General features: G+C 68.6%; 15 protein-coding genes. 7 read left to right on the top strand and 8 right to left on the bottom strand.

Translation table 11 applies throughout. The features are described 5' to 3' along the window. Nucleotides 1-161: 161 nt before the first annotated feature. The 4 genes from AC11WY_RS12780 to bcoG are packed head-to-tail and all read right to left on the bottom strand — an operon-like array spanning nt 162 to nt 4,521. Nucleotides 162-1,325 (bottom strand): acyl-CoA dehydrogenase family protein, encoded by a 1,164-nt coding sequence (locus tag AC11WY_RS12780; RefSeq protein WP_482926053.1) that lies wholly within the window; start codon nt 1,323-1,325, stop codon nt 162-164. Nucleotides 1,326-1,335: 10 nt separating this feature from the next. After that, nucleotides 1,336-2,091 (bottom strand): SDR family oxidoreductase, encoded by a 756-nt coding sequence (locus tag AC11WY_RS12775; protein WP_482926051.1) that lies wholly within the window; start codon nt 2,089-2,091, stop codon nt 1,336-1,338. After that, the gene (locus AC11WY_RS12770) at nt 2,088-3,545 is read right to left on the bottom strand and encodes a carnitine 3-dehydrogenase (protein WP_482926049.1); all 1,458 of its coding nucleotides are present in this window, start codon (nt 3,543-3,545) and stop codon (nt 2,088-2,090) included. The genes AC11WY_RS12775 and AC11WY_RS12770 overlap by 4 nt, the downstream gene beginning before the upstream one ends. A gap of 58 nt (nt 3,546-3,603) precedes the next feature. After that, a complete protein-coding gene (gene bcoG, locus AC11WY_RS12765) occupies nt 3,604-4,521 on the bottom strand; it encodes a 3-dehydrocarnitine:acetyl-CoA trimethylamine transferase BcoG (RefSeq protein WP_482926047.1) in 918 nt (305 codons plus the stop codon). A 69-nt stretch (nt 4,522-4,590) separates the two neighbouring features. On the opposite strand from bcoG, the gene AC11WY_RS12760 reads away from it, so the two are divergent. Next, nucleotides 4,591-5,568 (top strand): GlxA family transcriptional regulator, encoded by a 978-nt coding sequence (locus AC11WY_RS12760; protein ID WP_482926045.1) that lies wholly within the window; start codon nt 4,591-4,593, stop codon nt 5,566-5,568. Nucleotides 5,569-5,639: 71 nt separating this feature from the next. On the opposite strand, the gene AC11WY_RS12755 is transcribed toward AC11WY_RS12760, so the two are convergent. The 4 genes from AC11WY_RS12755 to AC11WY_RS12740 are packed head-to-tail and all read right to left on the bottom strand — an operon-like array spanning nt 5,640 to nt 8,779. Continuing rightward, complete coding sequence (locus tag AC11WY_RS12755) at nt 5,640-6,428, bottom strand: ABC transporter permease (protein ID WP_482926043.1); 789 nt, start codon at nt 6,426-6,428, stop codon at nt 5,640-5,642. Beyond that, nucleotides 6,425-7,180, bottom strand: a complete 756-nt coding sequence (locus tag AC11WY_RS12750) for an ABC transporter permease (RefSeq protein ID WP_482926041.1) — start codon at nt 7,178-7,180, stop codon at nt 6,425-6,427. The genes AC11WY_RS12755 and AC11WY_RS12750 overlap by 4 nt, the downstream gene beginning before the upstream one ends. A 10-nt stretch (nt 7,181-7,190) precedes the next feature. Next, nucleotides 7,191-7,958, bottom strand: a complete 768-nt coding sequence (locus AC11WY_RS12745; protein ID WP_482926039.1) for a transporter substrate-binding domain-containing protein — start codon at nt 7,956-7,958, stop codon at nt 7,191-7,193. 29 nt (nt 7,959-7,987) lie between these two features. After that, on the bottom strand, nt 7,988-8,779 hold the full coding sequence (locus AC11WY_RS12740) for an ABC transporter ATP-binding protein (RefSeq protein WP_482926037.1): 792 nt from the start codon (nt 8,777-8,779) through the stop codon (nt 7,988-7,990). A 70-nt stretch (nt 8,780-8,849) separates the two neighbouring features. On the opposite strand from AC11WY_RS12740, the gene AC11WY_RS12735 reads away from it, so the two are divergent. The 6 genes from AC11WY_RS12735 (at nt 8,850) to AC11WY_RS12710 (ending at nt 15,403) form a co-directional block, all read left to right on the top strand. Next, nucleotides 8,850-9,548 carry a TetR/AcrR family transcriptional regulator gene (locus tag AC11WY_RS12735; protein ID WP_482926035.1) on the top strand — a complete coding sequence of 233 codons (699 nt, stop codon included), beginning with the start codon at nt 8,850-8,852 and terminating at the stop codon, nt 9,546-9,548. Continuing rightward, entirely contained in the window at nt 9,545-11,113 is a 1,569-nt protein-coding gene (locus AC11WY_RS12730; protein ID WP_482926033.1) for a 5-guanidino-2-oxopentanoate decarboxylase, read from the top strand. Before AC11WY_RS12735 ends, AC11WY_RS12730 begins: the two co-directional genes overlap by 4 nt. Before the next feature lie 144 nt (nt 11,114-11,257). Continuing rightward, entirely contained in the window at nt 11,258-12,631 is a 1,374-nt protein-coding gene (locus AC11WY_RS12725) for an aspartate aminotransferase family protein (RefSeq protein ID WP_482926031.1), read from the top strand. A gap of 7 nt (nt 12,632-12,638) precedes the next feature. After that, nucleotides 12,639-14,030 (top strand): glutamine synthetase family protein, encoded by a 1,392-nt coding sequence (locus tag AC11WY_RS12720; protein ID WP_482926029.1) that lies wholly within the window; start codon nt 12,639-12,641, stop codon nt 14,028-14,030. Between the two features lie 108 nt (nt 14,031-14,138). Then, nucleotides 14,139-15,080, top strand: a complete 942-nt coding sequence (locus tag AC11WY_RS12715) for a DnaJ C-terminal domain-containing protein (protein WP_482926027.1) — start codon at nt 14,139-14,141, stop codon at nt 15,078-15,080. Continuing rightward, the gene (locus tag AC11WY_RS12710) at nt 15,077-15,403 is read left to right on the top strand and encodes a hypothetical protein (protein WP_482926025.1); all 327 of its coding nucleotides are present in this window, start codon (nt 15,077-15,079) and stop codon (nt 15,401-15,403) included. The genes AC11WY_RS12715 and AC11WY_RS12710 overlap by 4 nt, the downstream gene beginning before the upstream one ends. Nucleotides 15,404-15,664: the final 261 nt, after the last annotated feature.

Here is a 15,664-nt window from a genome sequence, read left to right as displayed (position 1 = left end):
GCCCCCGAAAGGACAGGGTGCCATCTCCCGTTACGGTCATCGGCGTCCCCGCCTGTACCGTGCGCTCAGGATTGCGGAGAAAGGTTAACACTTCATTGCATCTTTCGTTCAAAAGTATCCTCGGGGGGTCCGGGGGGCAGACGGCCCCCCGGCGCCGGACGCTACGCGCCGAGCGGCCGCAGAAGCTCGCGGCTGATGATGTGCCGTTGAATCTCCGACGTGCCCTCCCAGATCCGCTCCACACGGGCGTCGCGCCAAATCCGCTCCAGCGGCAACTCGTCCATCAGCCCCATGCCGCCGTGAATCTGGATCGCCTCGTCGGCCACCATCGCCAGCACCTCGGTGGCCTTCAACTTCGCCATCGACATGTCGGCCTCGGTCACCGTGCCCTGATCGAACTTCCATGCCGCCTCCCAGGTCAGCAGGTTCGCCGCCTTCAGTTCCATCGCCATGTCGGCGAGCTTGAAGCTGACGCCCTGGAACTTGCCGATCTGCTGGCCGAACTGGCGCCGTTCGGCCGCGTAAGAGACCGCGTGGCCCAGCGCGCGTTCGGCGCGCCCGAGGCAGGTGGCGGCCACCTGCAGGCGGGTGGCGCCAAGCCAGGTGTTGGCGACCTCGAACCCCTTGTGCACCTCGCCGAGGATCGCCGAGGCAGGCAGGCGGCAATCGTCGAATTCGAGGATCGCGTTGGTGTAGCCGCGGTGGGAGACATTGCGGTAGCCGTCGCGCACGGTGAAGCCGGGCGTGCCCTTGTCGACGAAGAAGGCGGTGATGCGCTTCTTGGGGCCGCGCGCCGTTTGTTCTTCGCCGGTCGCCACGAAGACGATGGCGAAGTCGGCGAGGTCGGCGTGGCTGATGAAGTGCTTGGTGCCGTTCAGGATCCAGTCATCGCCGTCGGGCCGCGCGGTCGCCTTCATGCCGCGCAGGTCGGACCCGGCGCCCGGTTCCGTCATCGCAAGGCAATCCCATTTCTCGCCGCGGATGCAGGGGTAGAGGTAGCGCTCGCGCTGCTCCGGCGTGCCCGCCAGCAGGATGTTCGATGGCCGCGCGACGCAGGTCCAGTGCAGCGCGTAGTTGGCCTTGCCAAGCTCCTTTTCGTAGAGCAGCCAGGTCAGCGTGTCGAGCCCGGCGCCGCCGACCTCTTCCGGCATGTTCGCCGCGTAAAGCCCCGCTGCGATGGCCTTTTTCTGAATCTCGCGGATCAGTTCGGGGCGCAGGTGGCCGGTGCGTTCCACCTCGGCTTCATAAGGAAGAAGCTCGGCCTCAACGAAGGCGCGGGTGGTCTCGATGATGAGGGTCTGTTCCTCGGTCAGGCCGAAATGCATGGGTGGTCCCTCAGGGGTCTGGGTTGATGGTGAAGCCGTCGACCGTCAACGCCTGGCCCGAGACCATGCGCGCGCCGTCGGAGGCCAGGAAGACCGCCATCGCGGCCACGTCCTCGGGGTCGGACAGGCGGCCGAGCGCGGTGCCTGCGGCATAGCCCGCGCGGATCGCCTCCGGCGTGGTGCGCTTGGCCGCGGCTTCGGCCGCAATCACCCGGTCGATGCGGGGGCCGTTGACCGAGCCGGGGCAGATCGCGTTGGCGCGGATGCCGTGGGGCCCAAGCTCCATTGCCACCGTTTTCATCAGGCCGATCACCGCCCATTTCGCCGCCGCATAGGGCGCGCGGAGCGGAGTGCCGTAGAGGCCGGACGTGGACGAGGTGAACAGCATCACGCCCGCGTGCTGCGCCTTCATCATCGGGGCGGCGTATTTGGCCGCCAGCATCGCGCCATCGAGGTTGACGGCAAGGCACTGGCGCCATTCGTCCAGGGCCACGTCCTCGATCGCGGCGGTGGGGCCCTTGATGCCCGCATTGGCGCAGAGCACGTCGAGCCCGCCCCAGTCGGCGGCGAGGTCGGCGAAAAGCGCCGCCATGTCCGGCTCTTGGCTGGCGTCGGCAAGGGTTCCGCGGATGCCCGCGGGCAGCGCGGCAAGGGCAGCAGAGTCGACGTCCGTCACCCGGACGCGGGCGCCGGTGGCGACGAAGGCCTGCGCCATCGCCAGGCCGATGCCGCTGGCGCCCGCCGTGATCAGGACGCGGGGCGTCACTTCCGCTGCCCGACGGCGCGTCCGGCGGCCTCGGGCAGGGGCAGCGCCTTGTGCGCCGTGGCGATCGGCAGCAGGCGGGCCAGCACCTCGGGCGCGGCGGGGCAGGTCTTGCCCTCGCCCATGTCGACGTGCAGCAGCATTTGTTCGATTGTTGCTACCGGCGCCTCGCCCTTCAGGATCCGGATGAAGATGCGGAGACGCTTCTCGTCGGCCGCCAGCACCTGCACCGTGCCGGTCAGCGCATCACCCAGCCTGGCCTCGCCGAGGTGCACGATGTGGCTTTCGGCCGTGTAGTAGCTGTGGCCGCCCGCGACATAGGCGAGGTCGGCGCCGATCAGCCGCAGGAAGGCGTCGGAGGTTTCCGAGGCCGCGAATAGGTAGCGGCTTTCGGTCATGTGGCCGTTGTAGTCGATCCAGCCCGGCAGCACGCGCATCTGCGCCATCGGCATCGGCGCCGTGGTTTCCGGTGTGGGGTCCGGCATCGCCTGACGCAGGCGGGCGTCGTGGTCTTTCAGTACCTTGCCGGCGCCCCAGTCGCGGTCCTTCAGCACCCGCAGGAAGCCGATCAGGTTGCTGTCGCGGATGCGTTCCAGCTCGCGGATCGTGTGGTGGCCGGATTGCGCGTCCGACTGACCGGCGATCAGATCGACAAGTTCGTCATTGAATTCCGGCACATCCATCAGCTTGGTCCAGGGCCAGGTCAGGCAGGGCCCGAACTGCGCCATGAAGTGCTTCATCCCCGCTTCACCGCCGGCAACGCGGTAGGTCTCGAACAGCCCCATCTGGCCCCAGCGCAGGCCGAAGCCCATGCGGATCGCCTCGTCGATCTCCTCGGTGGTGGCGACGCCGTCCTTCACCAGCCACAAAGCCTCGCGCCACACCGCCTCGAGGAAACGGTCGGCGATGTGGGCGTCGATCTCCTTGCGGACGTGCAGCGGGAACATCCCGATCGAGCGCAGGGTTTCCTTGACGCCCTCGATCACCGCCGGGTCGGACTTGGGCGAGGGCACAACCTCGACCAGCGGCAGCAGGTAGACCGGGTTGAACGGGTGCGCGACGAAGATCGTGCTGGCGTTGGCGGCCCCTTCCTGCAACTGGGACGGCTTGAAGCCCGAGGTCGAGGAACCGATCGGTGTATGCGGCGCCGATTGTTGGATTTGTGCAAAGACGCGGTGCTTCAACTCAAGCCGTTCCGAGACGGATTCCTGAATGTAGTCGGCGCCCTGAACGGCCTCGGTGATCGTGTCGACAAAGCTGAGTGCGCCTTCCGGCGGCAGCGGCACGTCGGACAGCGCGGGCAACGCGGCGCGGGCATTGGCCAGCACCTCGCCGACCTTGCGGGGCGCCTCGGGGTCGGGATCGAAGACCCGCACGTTCCACCCGTTCAACAGGAAGCGCGCGGCCCAGCCGCCGCCGATGACGCCGCCGCCGATGATCGCCGCTGTCTTGGTCATCCGTCATTATCCCTTGCGTGGCAAGGCGTTGTGCCCGCCGATTAAACCACTGGTCGGCTCAGGCGGCGCGCGGCGCGCGCTTCACCAGCCCCAGCTTGGCGCGCACTTCGGCGGGCCCGATCACCCGCGCGCCCATGCGCTCGATGATACCCACCGCACGCTCCACCAATTGCGCGTTGGTCGCCAGCACACCCTTGTCGAGCCAGAGGTTATCCTCCAGGCCGACGCGCACGTTGCCGCCCGCCAGCACGGCGGCGGCGACATAGGCCATTTCGTTGCGCCCGATCGAGAAGGCCGACCAGGACCAGTCTTCCGGCACGTTGTTGACCATCGCCAGATAGGTGTTCAGATCGTCCGGCGCCCCCCAGGGCACGCCCATGCAAAGCTGCACCAGCGCCGGCCCCTTCAGCACGCCTTCCTTCACCAGTTCCTTGGCAAACCACAGATGCCCGGTGTCGAAAGCCTCAATCTCCGGCTTCACGCCAAGTTCGGTCATCATGGCGCCCATCGCGCGCAGCATGCCGGGCGTGTTGGTCATCACATAATCGGCTTCATTGAAGTTCATCGTGCCGCAGTCGAGCGTGCAGATCTCGGGCAGGCATTCGGCCACATGCACCATCCGCTCCGACGCGCCGACCATGTCGGTGCCGACCGGGTTCACCGGCAACGGGCGTTCGGTCGGGCCGAACACGATGTCGCCGCCCATCCCGGCGGTCAGGTTCAGCACCACGTCCACCTCCGACTCGCGGATGCGGTCGGTCACTTCGCGGTAGAGCTTCGGATCGCGCGACGGCTTGCCGGTTTCGGGGTCGCGCACATGGCAGTGCACCACGGCGGCACCGGCGCGGGCAGCGGCGATGGCGCTGTCCGCGATCTGCGCGGGGCTGCGCGGCACATGCGGGCTGCGGTCCTGCGTGCTGCCCGACCCGGTGACGGCACAGGTGATGAAGACCTCGCGATTCATGGACAGCGGCATGGTGTTCTCCTCTTTGGCGGTGACTATAGCCGCCTTGCGCCGGAGCATTTCACACTTTACGAAGGGGATATGGCTCAAAGCGAAACAATTTTCGCCTTGGCGCGGGCGCCCCTGACCATCGCGCTGCTGGTGCTGCCGCAGGCGTCAATCCTGGAGGTCGCCTCCACCCTCGATCCCTTGCGCAGCGCCAACCGGCATCTGGGGCGCGAGGCGTTCCGCTGGCGCGTGGTGTCGCCCGAGGGGCGCGCGGTGCCGCTGACCTGCGGGCTGGAATTGCCTTCGGCGGGCACCCTGGCCGAGGCCGAGGGGGCCGACGCGCTGATCGTGATCGCGGGGTTCCGGCAGGCCGAGGTGGCGACGCGGGCGCTGATCCGCGACCTGCGGCGGCTCGCCCCGCGGTTCCGCACGGTGGGCGGCATCGACGCCGGCGCCTGGGTGCTGGCCCGCGCGGGGCTGCTGGATGGCCACCGCGCCACCGTCCACTGGGAAGACCTGGAGGATTTTGCCGCCGCGCATCCGGCGGTCGAGGTCGTGCCCGACCGCTTCGTGATCTCGGGGCCCCGCATCACGGCGGGCGGCGCCGCCCCGGCGCTCGATCTGATGCTGCACCTGATCCGGGCGCGCCACGGCGCGGCGCCCGCCTTGCAGGTGGCGGGCAGCTTCATCACCGCCGCCCGCGACGGCGCCGAGCCGCAGATCGCCGCCCCCGCGCGCGATCCGGCCCTCGGGCGCGACCCGCGCGTCGCCGCCGCCATCGCCCGGATGGAGGCGCGCCTCGACGCGCCCGAACCGACCGCCGCCACCGCCCAAGCCGTTGGCCTGACGGCCCGCCGCCTTGAAACCCTGTTCAGCGCCGAGCTTGGCATGGGCCCCGGCGCCTACGGCCGCGACCTGCGCCTGCAAGCCGCCCGCCGCATGGTCACCGACACCAGGCACCCGTTGAACGAGGTCGCGCTGCGCAGCGGTTTCGCCTCGCAGGGCGCCTTCAGCCGGGCGTTCCGACACCGGTTCGGCGTCAGCGCCTCGAGTTTGCGGCGCACGACCTGAGCCTTATCTTCCGTTCAAAAATATCCTCGGGGGGTGTGGGGGGCAGACGACCCCCCACCGCGCCGTCCGCCTCAGGCCACCTTCGACGGCACGCGGTGTTCCAGCCAGCGGAAGATCAGCACGATGATGCCGGTGATCACCATGTAGACCACCGCCAGCGCCAGCAGCGGCTCATAGACGATGAAGGTGTCCTGCCGCACCCGGTCGGCAACCGAATAGGTGTCGATCACGGTGATCGTCGCCACCAGCGGCGTGGCCTTGAGTTGCAGCACGGTCTCGCCGCCCAGCGTCGGCAGCGCGCGCTGGATCGCCTGCGGTAGCCAGATCCGGCGCAGGATGGTAAAGCGCGACATGCCGAAGGCGCGGGCGGATTCGAGCTGGCCCTTGGGCACGCCGAGGAAGGCACCCCGCATCACCTCGCCCTCGTAGCCCGCGAAGCTGAGCGTGAGCGAAAGCACGGCAAAGGGCCAGGCCTCGCGCAGATAGGGCCAGAGCACGGTCTGCCGGATCCAGGGGAACTGCGGGAAAAGCGAGCCGAAGCCGTAGTAGAACATCCAGAGCTGCAGCAGAAGCGGCGTGCCGCGGATCACCGAGCAGAACCCCTTGGCCGGCAGCGCCACATACCACGGCCCCGAGGCCTGCGCGAGGCCAAGCCAGACCGCCAAGAACAGACCCACGCCCCAACTGACGGCGAGGATCCAGATCGTGGTCCAGATGCCCTGCTGGATCAGGCCAAGGTTCCAGTATTTTGGCAACCAGTCCCAGCGCAGCGAGATCACGCACCAGGCCACCAGCGCCAGCGCAACCGCGAGCATCACCAGCCGGTGCGGCTTCATCATCGGGCGCAGCATCGCGATCATAGCCCGCCCCCCCGGATGGCGGGCTGACCCTTGCGCGCCCAACGCTCGATCCGGGCGAAGAGCCGACCCGAGAAGATGGAAATCAGCATGTAAAGCGCACCGGCGGCCAGAAAGAAGGTGAAATAGGCCTTGGTCGAGCCCGCCGCCTGTTTGGTGATCAGCGTCAGTTCGTTGAAGCCGATGACGGCCAGCAGCGCGGTATCCTTGGTGGCGTTCAGCCAGAGGTTGGCCATGCCGGGGATGGCGTTCGACATCATCTGCGGAAAGGTGATGCGCCGCGCGAGCAGCAGGGGCGACATGCCATAGGCGCGGGCCGCCTCGATCTGGCCCTGCGGCACGGCCAGGATGGCGCCCCGCAGCACTTCCGTCATGTAGGCGCCCATCACGACGCCCAGAACCAGCGTGCCGACCAGCAAGGGCGGCATGTTGATGCGCTCGTATCCGGCCTCGATCAGCGCGTCATTGATGATCTGGGGAACCGCATAATACAGGATCAGGATCAGCACGAGTTCCGGCACCGCGCGCACGATGGTCGTGTAGATCGCGAACAGGTCACGGGTGATCGGGCCGCCGTACAGCTTGCCATAGGCGCCGACGATGCCGATCGACAGCCCGACGGCATAGGCGCCGACCGCAACCTCGATCGAATGCGACAGCCCGTAAAGAAGGTTCCCCCCCCAGCCGGGGGGGGAAAGCGCCAATAGCCCGAGCGCCTGCCCCGGCGCGAAGAGGTCGGTGAGGGACTCGAGCACGGGTCGGGCCTTAGTTGCCGTAGATCGACGACTTGAAGTATTTGGCGGTGATCGCGTCATAGGTGCCGTTGGCACGGATGTCCTTGATCGCCTTGTTGATCGCGTCCTTCAGGGCGGTGTCGCCCTTGCGGATGCCTGCGCCAACGCCGGCCCCGAGGATCGCCGGATCGTCCTTCACGTTGCCTTTCAGTTCGCAGCACTTGCCCGCGTCGGAGGTCAGGAACGCGTCGAGCGTCAGGCTGTCGGCCTGGGTCGCGTCGATCCGGCCCGCGACCAGATCCTGGTTGACCTCGTCCTGGGTCTGGTAGGTCTTGATCGTCGACTTGGTGAAGTATTTCTGCGCGTAGTCCTGGTGGATCGTCGAGACCTGCACCCCGATGGTCTTGCCGGCCAGACCTTCGGGCGTGGCATCTTCCTTGATGTCTTTCGGGCCGACGATCGAGGTCGGCGTGTTGTAGTACTTGTCCGAGAAGTCGATCGTCTTCGACCGATCGGCGGTGATCGACATCGATGACATGATGACGTCGATCTGGCCCGAGGTCAGCGACGGGATGATGCCATCCCACGCCACCGGGGTGATCACGCAATCCAGCTTGGCGTCCTTGCAGATCGCGTCGATGATGTCGATTTCCCAGCCCGACCACTTGCCGGCGGCGTCCGGCGACGAGAATGGCGGATAGGGCTCTGCGGCGACGCCGACCTTGACGGGGGCGGCCATTGCGGCGGCGCCAAGGCCCATTGCGGCGACAGCCGCCAGTGCCAGAAGCTTCATGTTCATAGGTAGTCCTCTCTGCTGGATTTTCCGGGTTAGCCCACGGATTTGATGAACTGTTTAAGTCGTTCCGACTTCGGATCGCCGAAAATGGCCTCGGGCGGACCCTCTTCCTCGATCACGCCGTTGTGGAGGTAGATCACATGGCTCGACACCTCGCGCGCGAACTTCATCTCGTGCGTCACAAGGATCATGGTGCGGCCCTCGTCGGCCAGGCCGCGGATCACGTTCAGCACCTCGCCCACCAGTTCGGGGTCAAGCGCCGAGGTCGGTTCGTCGAACAGCATCGCGCGCGGCTCGATCGCCAGCGCGCGGGCAATGGCGGCGCGCTGCTGCTGGCCGCCGGACATGAAGGCGGGGTAGACACCGGCCTTTTCCGACAGGCCGACGCGCGCCAGCAGCTTTTCAGCCCGCTCGATCGCCTCGGCCCTGGGCACGCCAAGAACATGGACGGGAACCTCGATCAGGTTCTCCATCACGGTGCGGTGGCTCCACAGGTTGAACGACTGGAACACCATGCCCAGACGGCGGCGGGCGTGTTCGATCTGCTTGCGGCTGGCGGGCGTGCCATCGGGGCGCAGCGCGATCTCTTCGGTGCCGATCACGATCTTGCCGCTGGTCGGGGTCTCCAGAAAGTTGATGCAGCGCAGCATCGTCGACTTGCCCGACCCCGAGCCGCCGATGATCGCCACCACATCGCCTTCGCGCGCCGTCAGCGACACGCCCTTGAGCACTTCAAGCGGGCCAAAGGACTTGTGCAGGTTCTCGATGCGGATGGCATCGGGGCGTTGAGAGGGCGCGACACCCTGCGTCACGGCGGCTGGCATTCCGGCATCGTCTCCGTCACAATTCGGTTGTATTAACACCCGGTCCCGGTAATTCTGCAAGCGTATAATTATGGCCGCCGAGAAATTCTTCGGGTGTATAACTAGGGGCGCGAAAGCGATGTCGGGCACACGCCGCAGGTTCAAGCGCGAGGGCGAGGCGCAGCGGCAGGGCGACCTGATCGCCGCGGCGCTCGACCTGATCGCCGCGGGCGGGCCGCAGGCGGCAACGGTGCGCGCCATCGCCGAACGCGCCGGGGTGACGCCGGGGCTGATCCGCCATTATTTCCGCACCAAGGAAGACCTGATCGCCGCCGCCTACGCCAGCTTTGTCGAGCGCATGACCGCCGACCACCGCGCCACGCTGGACGGCGCCGCCCCCGACCCGATGGCCCGGCTGGCCCGGTTCGTGTCCCATGCGCTGACGCCGCCGCTGACGGATGCGCGCACGGTCGGCATCTGGGCCGGGTTCATCCATATGGTGCAGCGCGATTCGCACATGCGCGCGATCCATCAACGCGGCTACCATGCCTTCCGCGACGAATTGCAGGTGCTGATCGCCGATGCGCTGGCGGCGGCGGGCCGCCCGGCCGGGCCCACGCAGTTGCGCGCCGAGGCGATCGCCTGCAACGCGCTGATCGACGGGCTGTGGCTGGAGGGCTCCGTGCTGCCCGAGGATTTTGCAGCCGGTGAATTGCCCCGGCTGGGGTTGGAAAAGATCGGCGCCCTGCTCGGGTTGCCGCTTATGGATCAAGTGGAGGGGAACGGATGACCAGCATTGGCGAGGCTTTGGTGCAGGGGCTGAAGGCGCGCGGGGTCGAGGTCATCTTCGGCATCCCCGGCGTCCACACGATCGAGCTTTACCGGGGCCTGCCGAACTCCGGCCTGCGCCATGTGACGCCACGTCACGAAGGCGCCGCTGCCTTCATGGCAGACGGCTATGCCCGAATTTCAAGCAAACCGGGCGTGGCCTTCGTCATCACCGGGCCGGGCGTCACCAACGCGCTGACCCCGATGGCGCAGTCGCGCGCCGATTCGGTCCCCGTTCTGGTGATCTCGGGCGTCAACGAGGCCGCCACGCAGGGGCGGGGCCTCGGGCTGCTGCACGAACTGCCCGACCAGTTGGCGCTGGCCAGCACCGTCGCGCTGCTGGCCGAGGAGATCGGCACCGCCGCCGACCTTGGCCCCGCGCTTGATGCCGCCTTCGTCGCGCTGACGGCGGGCCGCGGCGGCCCGGTGCTGCTGCAGGTGCCCACCGATGTGATGCCGCGCCCCTGCCCCGTGCTGCCCGCGCCGGGCCCGGCGCCAACCGCGCCAAGGCCCGACCCAGCCGCCCTCGCGGCGGCAGCCGAACGGCTGAACCGCGCCCGCCGCCCGGTGATCCTGGTCGGCGGCGGCGCCAAACGGGCCGATGCCGCGCTGCGCGCCGTGGCCGAGGCGCTGGATGCACCGGTGATCCAGACCTCGAACGCCCGCGGCCTGATGCACGCCCATGCCCTGACCGTGCCCGCCAGCCCCAGCCTGATGGCCACGCGCGATCTGATCGCGGCCGCCGACGCGATCTTCGCCATCGGCACCGAGATCGGGCCGACCGACTACGACATGTACAAGCGCGGCGGCTTCCCCGACCTCTCCGCCATGATCCGCATCGACATCGACCCGGCCCAGCTTCTGCGCCATCCCGCCGCCCTGACGTTCGTCGCCGATGCGGGCGCGGCGCTCGCCGCCCTTGCGCCCCTCCTGCTGCCGCGCACCGGCGATGGCGCCGCCCGCGCCGCAGCCGCCCGCACCGCCGCGCGCGCCGAACTGCCGCCCGAGATGCAGCACCAGTTGTCGATGCTGGAGGCGATCCGCGCCGCCCTGCCGGGCAGCATCATCGCGGGCGACAGCACCCAGCCGGTCTACGCCGGCAACCTCTACTACGACCACGACCGCCCCGGCGGCTGGTTCAACGCCGCCACCGGCTATGGCGCGCTCGGCTTCGGCGCCCCCGCCGCGATCGGCGCCGCGATCGCCGCGCCCGACACGCCGGTGGTCTGCCTCACCGGCGACGGCGGGTTGCAGTTCAGCCTCGCCGAACTCCTGACCGCGATGGATGAAGGCGTCGACGTCACCTTCCTGGTCTGGAACAACGCCGGCTACCGCGAGATTGCCGAGGCGATGATGGCGGCGGGTACCGACGTGATCGGCTGCGACCCGACGCCGCCGCTCTTCGCCCCGCTCGCCGCCGCCGTCCGGATGCCGTTCGAAAGCGTCGCTTCCACCCCCGAGGCGCTCGCCGCCGCCCTGCGCGCCCCGCGCCACGGGCCGAGGATGATCGAGGTCAAAGTCCCCTGATCTTCCCCATTCACATTGGCCCAAGTATCCTCCGGGGGTCCGGGGGCGGAAAGCCCCCGGCGGCCTCTGCCTCGCGATCCCGATGGACGCTCTGCCGCCACGCGCCTAAGAAGACGGCAACCTGCCTTCACATCCCGGTGACATATGGATGACGGCCCCGATCTGATTGCCGGCGTGCCCGCCGACCGCATCGCAGCACTTGCCCGGCGCGAGGCGCAACGGTTCCGCACCGCGCGGCCTCGCACCGCCGCCGCGCTGGCGGCGGGTGCGGGCGCCTTCCTCGACGGCGTGCCGATGCACTGGATGAAGGACTGGCCGATGCCCTTCCCGATGCTGGTGGCCAACGCGAAGGGCGCCACGATCACCGACATCGACGGCTTCGCGCTGGACGACTTCTGTCTGGGCGACACCGGCTCGATGTTCGGCCACTCGCCGGTGCCGGTTGCCCGCGCGATCCGTCAGCAGGCGCGCCACGGCCTGACCTACATGCTGCCGACCGAGGCCGCGCTGGACGCAGGTCGCCTGCTGACCGAACGCTTCGGCAGCTTTCGCTGGCAGATCGCCACCACCGCGACCGACGCCAACCGCTTTGCCCTGCGCGTCGCGCGTGCCGTGACGGGGCGCCCGAAGGTGCTGGTGTTCAACGGCTGCTACCACGGCACTGTCGATGACACGATGGTGGCGCTGGTGGATGGCCGCACCGTCGCCCGCCCCGGTCTCGTCGGCCAGGTCGCCGACCTGACGCAAACCGCCGTGGCGGTGGAGTTCAACGATCTGGCCGCCGTCGAGGCCGCGCTGAAGACCGGCGAGGTCGCCGCCGTGCTGACCGAGCCGGTGATGACCAACTCCTGCATGGTGCTGCCGCGCGGCGATTTCCTCGCCGGGCTGCGCGCCCTGACCCGCGCCCACGGCGCGCTGCTGATCATCGACGAGACCCACACGATTTCCTCCGGCCTCGGCGGCTACACGGCGGTGCACGGCCTCGACCCCGACATTTTCGTGGTCGGCAAATGCGTGGCGGGGGGGATGCCCACCGCGGTCTGGGGCCTGCGCCCCGAGGTCGCCGACCGGCTCGCCGCCTATGACGCGATGCGGCCCCCCGGCCATTCCGGCATGGGCACCACGCTTTCCGCCAACCCGATGCAGTTCGTCTGCCTGCGCGCCACACTGGCCGAGGTGATGACCGCCAGGGCCTATGCCCACATGGACAAGGGCGCCGAGCGTCTGGCCCGTGGCCTTGACCGCGTGATCCGCGACCACGGCGCGCCCTGGCATATCGTGCGGGTCGGCGCGCGGGTGGAATTCATCTGCGCCCCGGCGCCGCTGAAGAACGGCACCGAGGCCGCCGCCGCGCATCACCCGGCGCTGGAGGCCGCGATCCACATGGCGCTGGTCAACCGCGGCAGCCTGATCGCGCCGTTCCACAACATGATGCTGGTCAGCCCGGCCACCAGGACGCTGCAGATCGACCGCCTGATCCTCGCCTTCGACGAGATCCTGACCGAACTTTTCGCCTGAGATCGCCATGACCCGCCCCAGCCCCTCCGGTTCGACCCCCGCCGAGGCCGAAGCCTTCCTCGCCGCCCATCCCGCGATCGAGGCCTTCGACATCGTGCTGCATGATGCCAACGGCATCGGCCGCGGCAAGATCATCCGGCGCCATGAACTGCTGCCGTTCTACACCGGCGGGCGGCACCTGCCGATCTCGATCCTCGGGCTCGACATCTGCGGCGAGGATGTCGAGGCGACCGGCCTGATCTGGGATCAGGGCGATGGCGACCTGCGCGCCTGGCCGATCCCCGGCACGCTGAAGCCGCTGCATGGCACCGTGCCGCCGCGCGGCGAGGTATTCATGTCGCTCTATCACCTCGACGGCGAAAAGATGGCCTCCGACCCCCGCCATGCGTTGCAGGCCCAGGCCGATGCGCTGGCCGCCGAGGGGCTTTTCGCCTCTGCCGCCTTCGAGCTGGAATTCTTCCTGCTCGCCAACGACCGCGGCCCGGACGGCAAGGTTCAACCCGCCCGTGCCGTGCTCGACGGCCGCCCCGTCACCCGCACCGAGGTCTATTCCGTTGACGCCCTGCACGGCATGGTGCCGCTGTTCGCCGATGTCTACGCGGCGGCGGAACAGGCCGGCATCAGGGCGGAAACCCTGATCTCGGAATACGCGCCCGGCCAGTATGAGCTGACGCTGCATTACCGCGACACCGTGATGCAAGCCGCCGACGACCTGATGCGGCTGAAACGGATCGTGCGGTTGCAGGCGCGCCGGCACGGCGTCACCGCCTGCTTCATGGCAAAACCGATGGAAAACGCCGCCGGTTCCGGGATGCACTTCCACGTCTCGCTGCGCGATGCGGCAGGAAAGAACGTCTTTGCCGAGGCCGTCGAGGGCCAGTGGACCGAGACCATCCGCCACGCGCTGGGTGGCCTGCGCGCCACGATGGGCGAGGCGATGCTGGTCTTCGCCCCGCACGCCAATTCCTGGCGCCGCTTCGCCAACCAGAGCTATGCGCCCGTGTCGCCGACCTGGGGCGTCAACAACCGCTCGGTCGCCTTGCGCATCCCGGCCGGGTCGGTGGCCGCCCGCCGGATCGAGCATCGCCCCGCCGGTGTGGACGCCAACCCCTACCTTGTCGCCACGACCGTGCTGGCTGGGATTCGCCACGGCCTGAAACACCACCTCGACCCCGGCCCCCAGACCACCGGCAACGGCTATGCCGCCGCAGACGAGGCCCCGCCGATGCCGGTCGACTGGCGCTCGGCGATCGAGGCGGCAAAAGCGTCGGCCTTCCTTCGGGATGCGCTTGGCCCCGACCTGCACCGCACCTTCACCGCGATCAAATCCGCCGAATACGCCCGTGTCGCCCGCACCATCGCCGATGTGGATTACGACCTTTACCTTTATACCGTCTGAGGATCGGGAACCCGGCCCCCGGTCTTGCTCCAGATCAACGCGGCGGCGCCGGGGCTGGCGTTCAGTGCGCCAAGCGCGGATGATGATGACGTGAACAAGGAGACGCCGATGAGCAGCGATCCCTATGCCGCCTTGGGCGTGAAAAAGACCGCGACCGAGGCCGAGATCAAGCGCGCCTACAAGAAGATCGTGCGTGAAAGCCACCCCGACCTGAACCCCGGCGATGCCAAGGCCGAAGCGCGGTTCAAGGCGGCGACGGCGGCCAATGACCTGCTGAAAGACCCCGCGACGCGGGCGCGCTTTGACGCGGGCGAGATCGACTCGACCGGGCAGGAACGCCCGCAGCGGCAGTATTACCGCGACTTCGCCGGGGCCGAGGGCAACGCCTACCAGCAGGGCCGCGGCTTCTCGGGCGAGGTCGATCCGGCCGACATCTTCGCGGAATTCCTGCGCCACCACGGGGGCAACATGGGCGGCGGCAACATGGGCGGCGGCGGGCAGGGCTTCAGCGCGCCGGGACTGGATGCACATTTCAGCCTGACCGTGCCGTTCCTCGATGCCGCGCGGGGCGGGCGGATGCCGATCACCCTGCCCGACGGCAGCCACCTCGAGGTGCAGGTTCCCCCTGGCGCCAGCGACGGGCAGACGCTGCGGCTGCGCGGCAAGGGCGGCGCGGGTCTGGGCGGCGGCGGCCCCGGTGATGCCCTGATCACGCTGGTGGTCCGGCCCCATCCGATCTTCCGGCGCGAAGGCGCCGACATCCTGATCACCCTGCCGATCAGCATCGACGAGGCGGTGCTGGGCGCCAAGGTCGAGGCGCTGACGATCGACGGGCCGGTCAGCCTGACGGTGCCGAAGGGGGCCAGCAGCGGCCGCGTTTTGCGCCTGCGCGGGCGGGGAACCGCCCGACCCGGCAGCCCCGAGCGCGGCGACCAGTTGGTGACGCTCAGCATCGTTTCGCCACCGCACCCCGATGCGGCGCTGACCGAGTTCCTGGAGGGGTGGCGCAAGACGCAGACCCATGACCCGCGCAAGGGGATGAAGGCATGACCGAGCATCTGAGCGAAGACGAAACCCTCGCCGCCGTGCCGCCCCTGACGCGCACCCGGCTGACCGCCTGGATCGCGGCCGAGGTGGTGCTGCCGGTGCCGACCCCGCGCGGCCCGACGTTCCGCCAGCTTGACGTGGCGCGGCTCGCGCTGGCCTGTGAACTGGCCGACGAATTCGAGCTGGCCGCCGACGCGCTGGCGCTGGTCCTGACGCTGGTCGACCGCCTGCACCGCGCCGAGGCCGACCTTGCCGCGCTGACCCGCGCGCTGGCCGCCGAGCCGGAAGACATCCGCCGCCGCATCGGCGCGGGCCTGCGCCGCTAGGCAGACTGCGGCGACCGTGACGGTGCGCCTCTCGGCGCCGTCTTCCGACCGTTGCGCAAGGGGGAAAGAAGGGGAATTTGAAAGAAGAAGAAGCCTAGCAACCCTTTGAGAATGCTAGTGTTCTGAGTCTGACGCTTGCTACCTGTTTCCTCTGACTTCATCGAGTTTGTTCAGCGCGCGTCGTTCACGGGTGAGGATGTCTTCGGCTGTTTTGGTCCAAGTAAACGGCTTTGGTTTTGTGTTGTGCTGCCCGAGGTAGTC

It is taken from the genome of Solirhodobacter sp. (assembly GCF_964715405.1).
Note: the sequence above shows the minus strand (reverse complement) of the source record. Positions and strands in the feature narration are given on the sequence as shown.

Bases quoted from the DNA above. Each gene is read 5' to 3' on its own strand.
- AC11WY_RS12780 (WP_482926053.1), bottom strand. From the start codon at position 1,325: ATGCATTTCGGCCTGACCGAGGAACAGACCCTCATCATCGAGACCACC.
- AC11WY_RS12770 (WP_482926049.1), bottom strand. From the start codon at position 3,545: ATGACCAAGACAGCGGCGATCATCGGCGGCGGCGTCATCGGCGGCGGC.
- bcoG (WP_482926047.1), bottom strand. From the start codon at position 4,521: ATGCCGCTGTCCATGAATCGCGAGGTCTTCATCACCTGTGCCGTCACC.
- AC11WY_RS12760 (WP_482926045.1), top strand. From the start codon at position 4,591: ATGGCTCAAAGCGAAACAATTTTCGCCTTGGCGCGGGCGCCCCTGACC.
- AC11WY_RS12755 (WP_482926043.1), bottom strand. From the start codon at position 6,428: ATGATCGCGATGCTGCGCCCGATGATGAAGCCGCACCGGCTGGTGATG.
- AC11WY_RS12745 (WP_482926039.1), bottom strand. From the start codon at position 7,958: ATGAACATGAAGCTTCTGGCACTGGCGGCTGTCGCCGCAATGGGCCTT.
- AC11WY_RS12740 (WP_482926037.1), bottom strand. From the start codon at position 8,779: ATGCCAGCCGCCGTGACGCAGGGTGTCGCGCCCTCTCAACGCCCCGAT.
- AC11WY_RS12735 (WP_482926035.1), top strand. From the start codon at position 8,850: ATGGCCGCCGAGAAATTCTTCGGGTGTATAACTAGGGGCGCGAAAGCG.
- AC11WY_RS12730 (WP_482926033.1), top strand. From the start codon at position 9,545: ATGACCAGCATTGGCGAGGCTTTGGTGCAGGGGCTGAAGGCGCGCGGG.
- AC11WY_RS12725 (WP_482926031.1), top strand. From the start codon at position 11,258: ATGGATGACGGCCCCGATCTGATTGCCGGCGTGCCCGCCGACCGCATC.
- AC11WY_RS12720 (WP_482926029.1), top strand. From the start codon at position 12,639: ATGACCCGCCCCAGCCCCTCCGGTTCGACCCCCGCCGAGGCCGAAGCC.
- AC11WY_RS12715 (WP_482926027.1), top strand. From the start codon at position 14,139: ATGAGCAGCGATCCCTATGCCGCCTTGGGCGTGAAAAAGACCGCGACC.
- AC11WY_RS12710 (WP_482926025.1), top strand. From the start codon at position 15,077: ATGACCGAGCATCTGAGCGAAGACGAAACCCTCGCCGCCGTGCCGCCC.